We start from the raw sequence: 15,082 nt of genomic DNA, 5'->3' as shown, positions 1-15,082 counted from the left end.
TCTTACTATTATCCGCCTGTAGGTACAATCATTATCATCGGATAAGAAAGCCTGTAGCAGACGTTGTATTTCATCCGTCATTCAGTAGGGTATGCAAATGTAGAATTTCATCCCTGAAAATGATTCACGCAAATCGTTGAGAATAAGTGAAGTATGGTACATATCGGTGGCTTTTTCATGGGACTCAAAAAAAGCCACCGAATCAGCAATTTTTTATTGCACCAAATTGCATATTTTTGCGGGCAGTACATAAAGAAAAAACCGCTGAAATAACTGTATTTCAGCGGTTTTCATGATTTTTCGTTTTGTAAAAGTGGTGCCACCAGAAATCGAACATATAAATTCAAAATCCTAAATTACAGCACTTTAATATCTTTGGAAAAATCCCCGAACCACTGAATCAGCCATATGCCAAATTCACCAATTTTCGATAGATTCTCGTTAATCATCCTTTGACTTTTCAAAGGTAAGTGTTCGGTTCTATTCCTCCAAATATTTATATAGTTATTTAAAGTGGTTACAAGTTATTTGTATAAAGTTTAGCTTTTGATTACTAATGTTTTAAGAAATATCATTCAAATTCCAAAACTTTGTTTCTTTCCAATATATCTATAATGTCTTGTTCTTTATACAGGATCTTTCCTCCTATTTTGTAATATGGCAATTTGCCATTCATTCTATATTCAATGAGTGTTCTTTTGGTTATTTTGAGAGCCTTTGATAATTCTTGTTCTGTAATATAGCGGTTCCCGTCTAATATAGGTCTGTAGATTAAAGAATTTGCATTCAACATTTTGGATATACCTTCCATGACTTCAATAAATCTCTTGACCTCATTACTATCTTTATTCAATACCTGCTGTCCCATTTCCATTATTTGTATATGTTTTAAGGTTATTCCTAATATAGCTTAGAATATCTTCTTTTTTATAATAAATCTTTCTGTCTATACGACTGAAGGGGATTAGCCCTTTCTGTCTTAAAGACAACAGTTTTCTGTCTGATATATTCATAAGAATACATACATCCTGATTATCCAACCATTCATTCAGTTCAGATTTGGAAGAGCTCAGTCCTTTCAGTTGTTTTTCTATCTTGAACAATATGTCGTTCATTTCCATAAATGCACCAGCTTCTATGTTCACTATCTCCATAATCATTTGTTTAAGTGGTTGGTACAAAAATAGAATAGAAGGCTGTGGAACACAAGAGACTATCATCAAAGTGCATTATATTACATCAGACGTCATAGCGAAGCCACCGGACTATGCAGATCGGAGGGAGCTGAAATCCCTGTCTTATTTCGGGATTGGATAAGCAGGTTATGTTTTGTTATTGGGGAAGGTGCATTTTCACAGTATTCGTGAGGTCAGATATGAGATATAAGGATAGCCGCCTTTAGTTTACGGCTATGCGTCACGTCGGTCGCAGTTAATCCCTGTAATCTTTCCTTTAATTCCAATCCGTTTGCCGCCGCATTCTTTTTCAGGTGAATTTTCATGGCGTAAGCCATAAGGAAAATTCTCCTGAAAAAAGAAATAAATGCGGCTGGCAAATCAGGATTGGGATTTATCTTTGATGGAAGGGATAACTGTTTAAACATTCAAACACAATCTTTTTTCCCTCCATTAGAATGTTCCTGATGGAATAGGCAGAGGTTTTCCTTCTTCATCATACAGTTCTGTAACTGTAAGAATATCATATCCGTATATTCTTTGTATCTTTTTCACGCATTTCAGCTGCCTGTTCTTGTAATACTCTTTTGAAAACACCACTTCACCTCCTTTCATGTGTCCCTCTTCCTGTATCATACCATCCTCATAAAACTGGCGGTAATCACGCTTGAAGTTCCTGAAGTCGATGTTGTATTCATCTTTCATTACCTTGTCCGTTCCGGGATAGAAATACTGTACGCTGTTTGTAGACAGGTCTTCCTTATAGTAATAACGCTTTATCGGATAGCCGTTACTGTCAAACATCACTGTATAGTATGGCATTTCCGCATAGTTTTCTTCCCTAATGAGTTTCCCGTTATAGTCCCATTCCTGCCACAGACCGGTCTTCTCCCCATTCTCCGTATAGTGCTCTATACATTTCGGCTTTCCGCTCTGTGCCCATGTTTCCTTGTATTTCCCTTTCTTTCCGTTCCAGCCCCAGGTATATCCTTCTCTAATGAATGGCGGCATATCATCGCCTCCCTCCTCATAGATGCGGAAAGGACCATGCCGCATATCGTTACTGTACGAGACATAGGTAATCAGATTTCCGTTACTGTCGAATATCCGTTCCTGCCCGTCAATCTTCCCGTTCTTGTAATCTCGTTCCGTTCTTCTTGCATGACCGTACTCTACCATTATACCGTCCAGCTTGCCTTGCTCGTTATAGGAATACTCTTTCAACAGACTTCCATCATAATAGTACTCGTATCCTTTTCCTTTCGCCCTACCTTTTACATAGGTCAACTTCTTGAACAGACGGTTGTCCTTATATTCCTCGTATGCTCCGTCAAGGATACCGTCCTTGTTGAAGTTGGCTATGAGATATGAGCTGAAGCTTAATATAATCCGACATTTGCCGTGTAGAGGGGTACGGTCATATATGTTTCGCCATTGGTATGTAAGATTCCCCAATGGCACACGTTCCACATTATTAATCTCCAATGGCTCCTGTGCGAAGATCATACTTCCACAGAGAGAAAACAGCAGTAATGACAACAATATCTTTCTCATAAACATCTTATTTCTCATTTGTCTTATTAAGGGATTGCTATACCCATCTTTTTCATATAGGCGGTATCAAGTTCCGCACCCTTCCAGTTTATGTCGGGAGGAAACTGTTTCCATCCGTCTTTGGGTGGGGATAATACCCATTTAGGTATAGTACAAGTTAATACATTCGCATTACCTGGAAATACATATGAAAACATTATCAACGTACGTGTAAGGGGAAAATTTGTATTATTATATTTGCTTGTTGTTGCGATATGTTTAACATTATCAACATAATAAATAAATCCTTTTTCTCTACTCGTACTCGAATTGATTATAAATCCATCTTTATAATATACACCAATAGTATAGCGTTTGTTACTTTCGCTAAAAAAGTACAATTCATCCATAAGGTATATTATTGGCAATGATAATAATATTATTATTGATATTATGCGGATAAAAATTCCTTTTTTATTTTTCATCAGTCTTTATATTAGTTTTATATGAATTGAATCTTAATATAGAATCTATTTGTTCCTCGTACCATACTTGATAGATTGAAATCATTCCTTTGCCCATTTGATTTATGGTACCATCTCCCCACTTATGTAAATTCCTATTGATTTGTTGTATTTCTTTTTCTGTTATATATGGGATATGGATTTTTTTATTTTGCAACATATTTTGAAAAAACTTCGATGATACATTATCCATAGTTTTTCCAAATGCAAAATTACCTGTATAATTTATTAAAAAATCCACAGTAGAGATTGAATCAAATATAGTTCTCTGTTCACTTATTTTCAAATCAAAAGCAGCAGACATAGCAGCATTTATACTTAAAGGTAAACCTAAAGAAGATGAAAGAACACTTGTAATATTCACTTTTTGTATTGCATCTATTCCAGATTCTTTCCAGTTTTTCCCCCAATAAAAATGATTATAAGCAAACCTGCTACCGAATTGAAAACTCAGATCACTTGCTCCCATTAATAACATCGTATCATAACTCAAGCCATTTGGATAAAGCATTCTACCAGTTATATTACTAAGTGTTCTTAAATGTGTGGCAGAACGTATTATTGTATTTTGAACAGCCATTCCACCTCTCAACGAAGCTGCCTCTATGGAAGAAGCAATTCTACCTGCATATGTACTTCCTTTCAATAAAGCTCCACGTCCAAGCAATGCTGCCTTACGTCCAAATGAAGTTGCAGCGGCAAGTGATGCACCAACGGTAGATATGGCAGAAATAATCCCGGCTACTGTCAAGGATGCCTGAACAAACTGTTGTCCTGCTTCTTCTCTTGCCGCATTGAAAGCCAGATTGAAATAAAACTGTTCTCCCTCTACTGAAGTGGCATTTTTCATGCATTTTCTAAATAATGCAGGATTCCGGTGAAGTGCTATTCCCAATTGCCTGCGCATCCATCCCGGCATTTTGCCTTTCACTACCACTTCCGGCAGCTGGAAATGGTATTCATTCTTGTCATTTGTATTCTTATGTTCCATATCAGTCTTCAGCCCATTTACCATTGTTAAAATCTATATTCCCAAACTTCAGGAACTCCGGTGTGATAATCATTTCCAAAAGGATTCCATCGGTTGCGGCTGATACGGACTTTTTGTAGCTTATGCAATATGCGTTCTCAAAACGGATGGAAAGGACAGCACTGGACATCCCGTCAGGATTCCTGAATACTATATAGCCGGAATGTTTCTGCTTGTGCTTATACATTGCCCAATGATTAAGCAGATAATTTGACGGATGATTCAGCGATATTGAAAACAAGCCTCCTTTTTCTTCCCAGGCGGGTTCTCCTTTATGATCCACACGTTGCATAAATTCTATGGAGAAAGAATCTAGACTATACGGCTTCTGTGCACAGTCCTCGTCAATCTCCATAAATGCCTTGATACATGGATCGACGACAATAGGAATTGCTTTGCTTGCATTAAATGTTGAGACGAATATCGATGCTGGCCGTTGTGGTTTGTCCCGGCTTTCCTGCCATTCATAATACAGCGTGTCTGAACCTAATGTGACATCTTCACCCTGCAATGTGAGTATGGTTGTGACAAGACCTTGTTCACCGAGTCCTTCATAAGAAAACTTCATTGAAATACATGCCGCATTGAGCAATTGTAATGTCTCTTCTGGTATACTTTCTTCCGACAAGTTCAATACTTCGAGTTGCACATTTAACCTTTCTTCACTCTTAAGAATCCATTTATGAAGATATTGGGGAGGAAATCCTCTGAATGCAACGGTAGCCATGCCACCAACGATAGGAGTGGAAGGTTTGCCGTTATCGCTGATGCCTCTGTCAAAAGAGTACTCCATGCTTTCTACTTCAAAGACATCCGTGAAGATAGCAGTACCGTCAGAATTTGTATTAAAAATGCTGCCAGTTCTCATTATTGTTTTGTATGCCGCCATAATAATATATTTAAAGTTCCAAAATGCAAGTACGGAAAAAATAGGGATATTCCAAAATTTATTGTCATAAAGATGAATATTTAACAGATAATTAAATAGGTAAGTTGTGTTTCTAAACATATCATAGATAAAAAATTAAGCGAACAATAGTTGTCTTTTTTTTCATTTTCATATCTTTGGTAAAAAGAAGACCATATTTGGATTCTTCCTGTGCTTATATGATAGAAAAAATGTTGCCAGAACACTATATTGAAGTAAAAAATACAGATGCATTAAATCATGCTTATACAAAAGGAGGAACAGTATGGAATTTGGTGCCGTTCTTAAAGAATTAACATACAAAAGCGTATGTCTTTTTTTTATTTTCTCATATTCATTCTTCGCTGTTGCTTGCGTGGCACAACATGAAGAGGATAAAGCTATTGCTGTCAGTGAGATGTGTATTTTTAAGAAGGTGTTGTATAATATACCTATAGATTCAATAGATAGGCAGATTTATAAAGCAAGTTTTTTTAATAGACACAGGGGAAATACTCGTATTGTCTTACAATATACGCATCAAATGGTACTATTAGCAAGGAAGGTTTAAAAAACAAACTAGATAGTATTGTGAAAACTATAACATTATTGATGAAAAGAGAGGATATTATACTATATGATTTTCAGATATACTATTATTCTGAAAATATGAATACAAGCTTTCATTATGAAATAGGTGAAAACTGAAAAAATCAATTAGTTCAATAAGCAAACTATATCAATAACCGATACAGTAAAAAATAAAATCGGCATATGGAAATTATACCTATGGATACTTGAATCTCATTGAAAATAAACTAAAATTCCCTTTTATAGATTTCCGACTTCGGAGGAAAATCCCCCGACCGTGAGAGAGGGCAAGTTGGTTTTTGTCTGGCAGAATACTTTCTGTCGGACAAAAACACAACTTGCTCTGTTCGTTTGAACAGAGAATCCACTTAAAGTGGATTGTGGCTCCATGCCCATTTATAGCTATAAAATAGAGTCGTATTTGCCTGATGAAAAATGTAAATATCAGTTTGTTTGTGACAAACCTGTATGCAGAGTTGAATATCGTGTGAATGGAGTGCCTGATATTTAGTTATTTGCCGAAATTTAAATATTCAATATTGAAAGTTTTATGCTGTATTGAACTATGGCATCCTGATTTACAGATATTACATATCAATCTGTATCATATAATAGTATGTAGATTGTTATAGTAAAGTTGTATGCGCTGCTTAATGAGAGTTGTAATATATTGATAATCAGTGTGTATGTAAAATAAGCTCTGTTGTGATATTGCAATAGTGTAATACCCTGATAACATAATAACACAACAACATGATGCCCTAATAACATAACATTACAATAACATAGTAACACAACAACATAATACCCTAATAACATAACATTGCAATAACATAGTAATATAACAACATAATACCCTAATGACATAACATTGCAATAACATAGTAACATAGCAACATAATACCCTAATAACATAATATTGCAATAACATGATAACACAACAACATAATACCCTGACAACATAATATTGCAATAACATAGTGCCCCCATATTATAATATTGTCAGGACATAGTATTATGCCAATATAATGCCCTGACCAAACAATATCCTAATGCTCCAAATAGTATGATGTAAAAATCTGAACAACATAGCCCGGAAAAATCCACCACCATTATCTGATAATGGATCTTTCTGAGCCATCTTCTTCTTACTATTTGAAAATCGGATTGGAAAGCAGAATCTTGTAATATACTGTACCTCCCACCTCTATGGGAGCCTTGGCAATCATAAACTGTACGGTCTTCCTTTCCACTTTTGCCTGAAGCATTATTCTTCTGACGATGAATCCGGCGGAGAATCTGGCACACCTTTTATCTTTCCATACAGTGAACCCGTCCTTGTCTGTCGTATGGCAGATATACCATTCTCCCGTATCCTCATCGTGTGCGAAATTAACCCGTCCTCCACCGAGAATCCCCAGTTCAATAGACATTGTCTTTGACAGGTAAACCGTTCCCTTGCTGTCCATGTTGATTGTCCGCTTCCCCTGATAAACCACCTGCTGCGGACGTGAGTTTTCTTTGTTATATACTATCAGTGCCATAAGTTTCTGTTTTAAGGGTGATACAATAAACTAACGGATTAGGATATGAATCCTTCTACTGCCAGCATCTGGCTTCTCCATGAGAATCCCCGGTTTGACCGTACTGTATCCATGATCGTGTTTACTTTTCCTGAAATGGCACTTGCCGATATACCCATACATTCACCCAACGCCTTGAATGAAAAGTCTGATTCATAAAAACGCAACGTAAACATCCTGTATTCCTGATATGAGAACTTTCTTCTGATAAAGTTAAGAATGTCCTTCACCAGTTTTTCACAGCTGTTCAGGTCATCCGGAGAAAGGAAATCCGCATCTTCCCCACATCGAAGAAAGAAATATTCATCCGGATGGGCATATTTGCTTTCCAGCCTGAACTTGGCCATGAACGCTTTCCTGTAACATCCGATAAAGTATGCTTCATAATCCGTTATTTCCCTTTCCGGATTCAGCACCTGCTTTCTTACAAACAGATAAGTGTCATGAAAATTGTCCTCATCCAGTGCCCCGTATCTGCCAACGAGATTTCTTAACCTGTCATAAGACACCGTAAACCATTCATTGAACCTTTTTTCCACATTGTTCGCTTCCATAATCTTCCATTTATTGAGTTATACATGGCCTGCCCGTGGGTAGGCATTCTTATTTCTTGTGTGTTCCCCAGTTCGTTTTCCGATGATTGCTGCAAGGCTTGCCGTGAAAAAATACGCTCTTGCGCCAGCAAGAGGAAGATTTTTTCACAGGCAACCAAGCCCCTTCAGGGGCCGCCTTGCGCGATCATTCGGAAAAACAACTATCTTTGCTGCAAGAAATGAGGATGACTTCATCTTGAAAGCGCCTGGTCTCTGTATGTTATTACAGACGGTTATGCGAGGTATAAGATAGGTTTATCTCTATAACCCCATCTTGCTCCTTACTATATTCATGTTGTCCTTCAGGTTCCTGTCCATGACTCTTGCATAATGTTGTGTCATTCTTGTGGATGCATGTCCGAGCATGGCAGACACCTCCTGCAATGGAACATTGTTGGCCAGTGTGACTGTCGTAGCAAATGTATGGCGGGCTGCATGTGTGGTCAGATTCTTTTTGATGCCGCAGAAGTCCGCAATCTCCTTCAGGTAGCTGTTTGCCTTCTGATTGCAGACAACAGGAAGGCAAGTCCCTTGTTTAAGACATATCGGGTGTGATTCGTATTTCTTCAGTATTGCCAATGGAACAGGAAGAAGCGGAACATTTGCTATGGAGCTTGACTTTCTTCTTCTCTCCAGCTTTACACGTCCTTTTCTTATCCACCAGTCACCGTTATTGTCCTGCTCCAGATGTTCCGGTCTCAATGTGGATACATCAGCGAACGCCAGACCGGTGAAGCACGCAAACAAAAAGATGTCCTTGACAAGCTCCAGCCTCGGAATTTCAAATTCCCTGTTCATTATAGCCTGAAGCTCGTTGTTTGTCAGGAATACCGGATCAGTCTCGTCCTGTTCCATCTTATATCCGTAAAACGGGTCTTTCCGCATCCATTCTTTGGCTATTGCCATATTGGTGATTTTCTTCAGGCATTTCATGTAGCGGACTATTGTGTTGCGGCACAGTCCGGCTTCTGTCTTCAGGAAAACATCAAAAGCCTTGATGAAATCAGGGGAAAGTTCATGGAACGTAATATCATCCTTCTCATAAAAACGCGGCACAAACGTTTCAAGTTTTCTGAGCACATTCTTATAACGGTTGATGGTGACGGGAGAATAGTCTATGTCAACAACCTTTTCCATAGAGGAAATTTCTTCTTTGACTGTTCCAAGCAACGTCCGGACAGTCTCATCCTTTCCGAACACACGCTTTAATATTGTCTTTGGAGTTATCAGTGCCGATTCAAAGGTCAGTTCCTTGTGCTTTTCGTATGCGCGTGTAGTGAGGGCGGAAATATAGTTGTTCAATTCGATGGAAGCCCTGTCTTTTCCTTTACTGCATCCCTTGGCCGGATTCCAGTTCTTTAATGGAACGCTTCTCTGTATTCTTATTTCTTCATATTGCCCGTTGATGGTAATCCTCATTAGGATTGGAGCCTCGCCATTTTTCAGCAGTTTTGTTTTCAGAACGAAAAATAGAATGTTCATTGTTCCTTGTTTCATGATCATTTTCTTTTTGAAGTTGCACATTCGGTTATTTCGTCAATCCTGAATGGAGCGGATGGCTGGAGAGAAATGTTAAATTCGGTGGCTTTTATTATTGCCGGCTCTAAAAAACCACCGATTTTTGTTTCTCTTACTATTATCCGCCTGTAGGTACAATCATTATTATCGGATAAGAAAGCCTGTAGCAGACGTTGTATTTCATCCGTCATTCAGTAGGGTATGCAAATGTAGAATTTCATCCCTGAAAATGATTCACGCAAATCGTTGAGAATAAGTGAAGTATGGTACATATCGGTGGTTTTTTCATGGGACTCAAAAAAAGCCACCGAATCAGCAATTTTTTATTGCACCAAATTGCATATTTTTGCGGACAATACATAAAGAAAAAACCGCTGAAATAACTGTATTTCAGCGGTTTTCATGATTTTTCATTTTGTAAAAGTGGTGCCACCAGGAATCGAACCGGGGACACAAGGATTTTCAGTCCTTTGCTCTACCAACTGAGCTATGGCACCATGTTTATCTCTTTTGCGGTTGCAAAGGTAGTGAAACTTTTGGACTATGCAATAGCTTTCATAATAAAAAACGCTGATAATTGGCTATATGGCTAATTATCAGCGTTTATGATTTGAGAAAAAATACTGAAAAAGTTTTATAGTTATGCTTTTTCCGCTTCTTCTTCCTTCAAAGGATTCCATCCTTGTGCTTTGAGTTCAAACTCTTGACCGTCACGGGTAATTAGGGCGCAGCCTAATTCCGGTTTGGTGATATGGCCAATCAGCTTGACGCCTTCCATTTCGGCAACCTTTTCATGGTCGGCAATGGGGACGGTGAACAATAACTCATAATCCTCGCCTCCGTTCAGTGCACAAGTGCTCAGGTTCATATTGAATTCTTCTGCCATTACAGCCGTCTGATAGTCGATAGGAATATGTTCTTCGTAAACTCGGCAACCCACTTTGCTTTGGGTACAGATATGCAGTAATTCCGAAGAAAGTCCGTCCGATATATCCATCATGGAGGTGGGTTGTATACCTTCTTCTGCCAGTTTCTGAATGATGTCACGGCGTGCTTCGGGCTTCAGTTGACGTTCCAGAAGATACTCCTTCCCCGAGAAGTCCGGTTGCAAGTCTTTGTCACCTCCTTTGAGCACCGCCTTTTCGCGTTCCAAAAGCTGTAGTCCCATGTAGGCGGCACCCAAGTCGCCGCTGACGCAAATCAGGTCGGTTTCGCGGGCACCATTGCGGTAGACCACTTTTCCTTTCTCACCCTCGCCTATGCAGGTGATGCTGATGGTAAGCCCAGTATAGGAAGCGGAGGTGTCTCCTCCCACGATGTCAACATCATATTCTTCGCAAGCCAAACGGATGCCGGCATAGAGTTCCTCCATGTCTTCTATACTGAAACGCTTGGATATGCCCAAGGAAACGGTAATCTGCTTCGGTGTGCCGTTCATGGCATAGATATCAGAGAAATTGACTACGGCCGATTTATACCCCAAATGCTTGAGCGGTACATACACAAGGTCGAAATGGACGCCTTCCATCAGCAAGTCGGTAGTAACGAGCACTTCCTTTTCGGCCGGGTAGGAGAGGACGGCGGCATCATCTCCGACACCATATCGGCTCGACTCGTTCTTTAGTTCAATGCCTTCGGTGAGGTGTCGGATGAGGCCGAATTCACCGAGGGTAGCTATTTCTGTTCTCATGCTTTCTTATGCTCTATTAATCAATTCACGCATAATCTCTGTCATTCTCGGTTGTGCCTCGTCCGCAGCTTTCTGCACTTCTTCGTGAGAGACTTCTACGATTTTACCTTCTACCCCCAAGTCTGTAATGACAGATACGCCGAACACTTTGATTCCGCAATGATTTGCCACGATGACTTCCGGCACGGTGGACATGCCCACTGCATCGGCACCCAGAATATGGAACATCTTGTATTCCGCAGGTGTTTCGAATGTGGGACCTTGCGTACCGATATAGACACCGTGCTGAACCTTGATGCCCTTTTCTGCCGCAATGGCGTCGGCCTTACGAATCAGCTCTTTGTCATAAGCTTCGCTCATATCCGGGAAGCGAGGACCGTAAGGTATGTTTTTGCCACGCAATGGATGTTCGGGGAAGTAGTTTATATGGTCGGTGATAATCATCAGGTCACCGATCGCAAAATCCGGATTTGTGCCGCCACTGGCATTGGAAACGAATAAGGTCTTGATACCCAGTTCGCGCATTACACGTACCGGGAAGGTTACTTCCTTCATGGAATAGCCCTCGTAAAAATGGAAACGTCCCTGCATCGCCATGATGTCTTTATGGCCCAGTTTGCCGAAGATAAGTTTTCCGCTGTGTCCCTCTACGGTAGAGACGGGGAAATTGGGGATTTCTTCGTACCTTATCTCATACTTTTCAGTGATTTCACCGGCAAGACTGCCGAGTCCGGTACCGAGGATGATTGCTGTCTCAGGCTGGGTGTGCATCTTTCCCTTCAGAAAGGCTGCTGTTTCTTGAATGCGCTCTAACATAGCCAATAATGTTTTGGTTAAATATATATTGTTGATTTTGTAAGATTTCTATTTCTATCGGCAGCACGTAGATGTACGGCTTTAGTGTTTCGTCCAGTGCGGGATGGAGTTTCAACCTTGCCGCATCTTTCTCCGTGGTGATTATCAGTCTTTTCCACTCTTCCAGGTGCTGGAATTGTTCCTTTATTTGCAATAAATCCTTGGGAGTAAAGTCATGATGGTCATCAAATGCCAGCAATTTGACGTGTGGCGTGTAAGATTCCACTTCTTTCTGTAAGGGGGCGGGGGAGGCGATGCCTGTCACCAGCAGTACTTGCTCGTCTCCGGTGAGGGAGGAGAGCACTTTCCGGCTGTTCGTTTTCTCGGGAAATAGCGGTGTCAACATTCCATAGCGGAATCTGGAGAAATACAGTTGTTGGTATGGATAGAGGTGGAGCCGTTTAGCTATGATGTTGAAGTCTATCGGCTTGATATCATCCGGACATTTGGTAACGATGACCATCTGTGCCCGGTTTTTACCGCTTGAAGGTTCGCGGAGTCTTCCGGCAGGGAGCAAGGCATCATCGCACAGTAACCGGTGAAAATCAGTTAGTAGAATGTTCAGCCCAGCTTTTACATGGCGATGTTGGAAGGCATCGTCCAGGATGATGGCTTCTACAGTGGGATTTTCCAGTTTCAGCAGTTGCTCAATGCCGTGGCAACGGTTTTCGTCTACCGCTACCCGTGCATTGGGGAATTTATTTTTAATTTGATACGGCTCGTCACCTATTTGGCGTACATTGCTCTTGTCATCGGCCAGTACATAGCCTCGGCTTTTACGCTTGTAACCCCGACTGAGGGTGGCTACATTCACTCCGTTTTTTTGTAATAGCTTTATCAGATATTCGGTATGTGGCGTCTTGCCAGTTCCGCCCACAGCAAGGTTGCCCACGCATATTACTGGAACGTCAAAACTCTTTGACCGGAGCCAGCCCCAGTCAAAGAGTTTATTTCGCAAGCATACCCCTATTCCATAAAGCCATGATAGGGGATATAGCCAATGATATATCTTGATAAAGTTTTCCTCCATTTATTGAATATTCAGTTCAAAGGGGACACGTGCTTGTATACGGTCACATTTGTCAAAATTCTCCAGGACGCTGAACTGCTGGTATATCTCGCCCATTGTGCCTTTCAGCATACGTGCTTTGATGTAGTTACCCGGATTGGTGTTCATCAGACTTTCAAAGAAACTTTCCTTTTTCGGATAGCTCATCACGGTATAGGCATCTACTCCGGCCTTTGCAATGGCAATGTCCAAAGCTTTGTCCAAACCACCCAATTCGTCGACTAGTCCTAGTTCCTTGGCCTTGCTTCCGGTCCATACACGGCCTTGGGCAATTTTATCCAGGTCTTCCTTGCTGATGCCTCGGCCATCGGAGCAGCGGGTGAGGAAGAGGTCATATCCGTTGTTCACATACATTTGCATCAGCCCTTTTTCCCCGTCATTCATCGGGCGTGTCAGCATGCCGAAGTCTGCGTATTTATTGGTTTTCACTACATCAAAATTTACCCCGATTTTATCAGTCAGCCCCTTTGCGTTGGGGAACATGCCGAAGATGCCGATAGAACCCGTCAGTGTGGTAGGCTCGGCCACGATGGTGTCTGCATTACAAGAAATGTAGTAACCTCCTGAAGCTGCATAGTCACCCATGGAAACAATGACTGGTTTCTCTTTCTTCAATTCGCTGACGGCATACCATATCTGTTCTGAACCATAGGCGCTTCCGCCCGGTGAGTTTACGCGTAATACTACAGCTTTTACATCTTCGTCATCTTTCAGCTTGCGCAGGTCTTTAATCACCTTTTTAGAGTCGATGCCTTCTTCGCTGGAGGCAGAAGATGAACCACCGTCAATTTCTCCATAGGCATAGTATACGGCAATCACATTTCCACTTTTGTCTTTGGGAACATTCTTCTTTACGTTAATCATGTCCTGCAAACCAAGTACGGGCATGCGGTCGTCTTTGTCGATGCCTACCATCGCTTTCAGGTAGTTGCGCACATCATTCTTATATATTAATGTATCGACCAGTCCGCATTGCACACTTTCTGCTGCGGGATAGAACATCAACATGCGGTCGGCAATGGCGTTCAGTGAGTCTACAGATATTTTGCGTGATTCTGCAACATCATTGGTCACTTGTCCCCAGATGGAGGTCAGGTAAGCGTCGATCTGTTCACGGTTGGCTGGGCTCATTTCGGTAGAGATGAAAGGCTCTACAGCCGATTTGTAGGTACCTACTTTGAATATCTGCATTTCTACTCCGATTTTGGCCAGCAAATCCTTGAAGAACATGGGGGTAGCGGCCAAGCCCCTCCACTCGACCATACCTTGCGGGTTCAGCAACACCTTGTCGGCTACACTTGACAGATAATAAAGACCTTGGGAATAGCTGTCACCATAAGCTACGATGAATTTTCCCGATTCCTTGAAATCCTTCAATGCATTGCGTATTTCTTCGCGTGAAGCAAATCCTGCACCCAGCGAAGTTGCTTCTATATAGATACCTTTAATGTTGTCATTCTCTTTTGCTTTTTTGATAGAGGAGAGGACATCATCCAGGCCATAGGTCTTATAATTGTCTCCCATAAGGGCATCGAACGGATTGTCTTGGCTGCGTTCAGCCAGTGCGCCATTCAAATCCAGCATCATAATGGAGTTTTTGCGTACTTGCGTTTCTGATTCCGAAGATGATACCATGCTGAAAACCACCAGAATACTGATGAAAACTAAAACAACGACTGATACGATGATGCCGGTAATGGTGGCAAACGTAAATTTCAGAAAATCTTTCATTGCACTTTATTGTTTTTAGTATGCTAACTTTTAAAAGCTAACAAAGATAAATAATTAGGTTGATATTTACCCTATCTGTCGCTGAGTTTTTCGGTTTGTCACAGTATTGTGGGAGATTTCATTCTCTTTTCTTTTATCTTTGAAGTATTTCATTTCGTTCTTTATGGATAGTTAGTTTCTAAAATGCCAGATATAATTGCTATCTCTTTACTTTCTGAGTCTGTTTCTCTAAAAACTAATCTTTCCACAGCAATGTTCTTTTCTTACCACAGCTGTGGAAAGA

General features: G+C 40.7%; 15 protein-coding genes and 1 tRNA gene. 1 reads left to right on the top strand and 15 read right to left on the bottom strand.

Annotated elements, in window-relative coordinates; all coding sequences use genetic code 11:
* Nucleotides 1-571: 571 nt before the first annotated feature.
* From DW039_RS19780 to tssD, 7 genes are all read right to left on the bottom strand, one after another.
* Nucleotides 572-868: a helix-turn-helix domain-containing protein gene (locus DW039_RS19780; protein WP_120382285.1), complete on the bottom strand. Its 297-nt coding sequence runs from the start codon at nucleotides 866-868 to the stop codon at nucleotides 572-574.
* Complete coding sequence (locus DW039_RS19775; protein ID WP_165853125.1) at nucleotides 846-1,154, bottom strand: helix-turn-helix domain-containing protein; 309 nt, start codon at nucleotides 1,152-1,154, stop codon at nucleotides 846-848. The genes DW039_RS19780 and DW039_RS19775 overlap by 23 nt, the downstream gene beginning before the upstream one ends.
* Nucleotides 1,155-1,369: 215 nt before the next feature.
* Nucleotides 1,370-1,603 (bottom strand): hypothetical protein, encoded by a 234-nt coding sequence (locus DW039_RS19770; protein ID WP_120382283.1) that lies wholly within the window; start codon nucleotides 1,601-1,603, stop codon nucleotides 1,370-1,372.
* 25 nt (nucleotides 1,604-1,628) lie between these two features.
* Nucleotides 1,629-2,729 carry a toxin-antitoxin system YwqK family antitoxin gene (locus DW039_RS19765; RefSeq protein WP_243635054.1) on the bottom strand — a complete coding sequence of 367 codons (1,101 nt, stop codon included), beginning with the start codon at nucleotides 2,727-2,729 and terminating at the stop codon, nucleotides 1,629-1,631.
* A gap of 26 nt (nucleotides 2,730-2,755) precedes the next feature.
* Nucleotides 2,756-3,193 (bottom strand): hypothetical protein, encoded by a 438-nt coding sequence (locus DW039_RS19760; protein ID WP_120382281.1) that lies wholly within the window; start codon nucleotides 3,191-3,193, stop codon nucleotides 2,756-2,758.
* A complete protein-coding gene (locus tag DW039_RS19755) occupies nucleotides 3,183-4,223 on the bottom strand; it encodes a hypothetical protein (protein WP_207810850.1) in 1,041 nt (346 codons plus the stop codon). The genes DW039_RS19760 and DW039_RS19755 overlap by 11 nt, the downstream gene beginning before the upstream one ends.
* Nucleotide 4,224: 1 nt before the next feature.
* On the bottom strand, nucleotides 4,225-5,271 hold the full coding sequence (gene tssD, locus DW039_RS19750) for a type VI secretion system tube protein TssD (protein ID WP_120382280.1): 1,047 nt from the start codon (nucleotides 5,269-5,271) through the stop codon (nucleotides 4,225-4,227).
* Between the two features lie 184 nt (nucleotides 5,272-5,455).
* Between tssD and DW039_RS19745 the strand changes: the two genes are divergently transcribed.
* A complete protein-coding gene (locus tag DW039_RS19745; protein WP_120382279.1) occupies nucleotides 5,456-5,740 on the top strand; it encodes a hypothetical protein in 285 nt (94 codons plus the stop codon).
* Nucleotides 5,741-6,911: 1,171 nt separating this feature from the next.
* On the opposite strand, the gene DW039_RS19740 is transcribed toward DW039_RS19745, so the two are convergent.
* The 8 genes from DW039_RS19740 to sppA form a co-directional block, all read right to left on the bottom strand.
* The gene (locus DW039_RS19740) at nucleotides 6,912-7,304 is read right to left on the bottom strand and encodes a hypothetical protein (RefSeq protein ID WP_021929898.1); all 393 of its coding nucleotides are present in this window, start codon (nucleotides 7,302-7,304) and stop codon (nucleotides 6,912-6,914) included.
* Between the two features lie 38 nt (nucleotides 7,305-7,342).
* On the bottom strand, nucleotides 7,343-7,897 hold the full coding sequence (locus tag DW039_RS19735) for a sigma-70 family RNA polymerase sigma factor (RefSeq protein ID WP_120382278.1): 555 nt from the start codon (nucleotides 7,895-7,897) through the stop codon (nucleotides 7,343-7,345).
* Between the two features lie 300 nt (nucleotides 7,898-8,197).
* Nucleotides 8,198-9,433 (bottom strand): site-specific integrase, encoded by a 1,236-nt coding sequence (locus DW039_RS19725; protein WP_120382286.1) that lies wholly within the window; start codon nucleotides 9,431-9,433, stop codon nucleotides 8,198-8,200.
* Between the two features lie 445 nt (nucleotides 9,434-9,878).
* Nucleotides 9,879-9,951: transfer RNA gene (locus DW039_RS19715), tRNA-Phe, on the bottom strand.
* Nucleotides 9,952-10,094: 143 nt separating this feature from the next.
* On the bottom strand, nucleotides 10,095-11,144 hold the full coding sequence (thiL, locus tag DW039_RS19710; protein WP_005828671.1) for a thiamine-phosphate kinase: 1,050 nt from the start codon (nucleotides 11,142-11,144) through the stop codon (nucleotides 10,095-10,097).
* Between the two features lie 6 nt (nucleotides 11,145-11,150).
* Nucleotides 11,151-11,960, bottom strand: coding sequence for a purine-nucleoside phosphorylase (locus DW039_RS19705; protein ID WP_005835556.1), 810 nt, complete (start codon nucleotides 11,958-11,960; stop codon nucleotides 11,151-11,153).
* Nucleotides 11,899-13,029, bottom strand: coding sequence for a tetraacyldisaccharide 4'-kinase (lpxK, locus tag DW039_RS19700; protein ID WP_009037013.1), 1,131 nt, complete (start codon nucleotides 13,027-13,029; stop codon nucleotides 11,899-11,901). Before lpxK ends, DW039_RS19705 begins: the two co-directional genes overlap by 62 nt.
* Nucleotides 13,030-14,799, bottom strand: coding sequence for a signal peptide peptidase SppA (sppA, locus tag DW039_RS19695; protein WP_120382275.1), 1,770 nt, complete (start codon nucleotides 14,797-14,799; stop codon nucleotides 13,030-13,032).
* Between the last annotated feature and the right edge of the window lie 283 nt (nucleotides 14,800-15,082).

Origin of the sequence: Bacteroides sp. AF39-16AC (genome assembly GCF_003602735.1) — a bacterium.
GTDB classification, from domain to species: domain Bacteria; phylum Bacteroidota; class Bacteroidia; order Bacteroidales; family Bacteroidaceae; genus Bacteroides; species Bacteroides uniformis.
The sequence above is the reverse complement of the archived record's forward strand: the minus strand, read 5'-3'. Positions and strand labels throughout refer to the sequence as shown.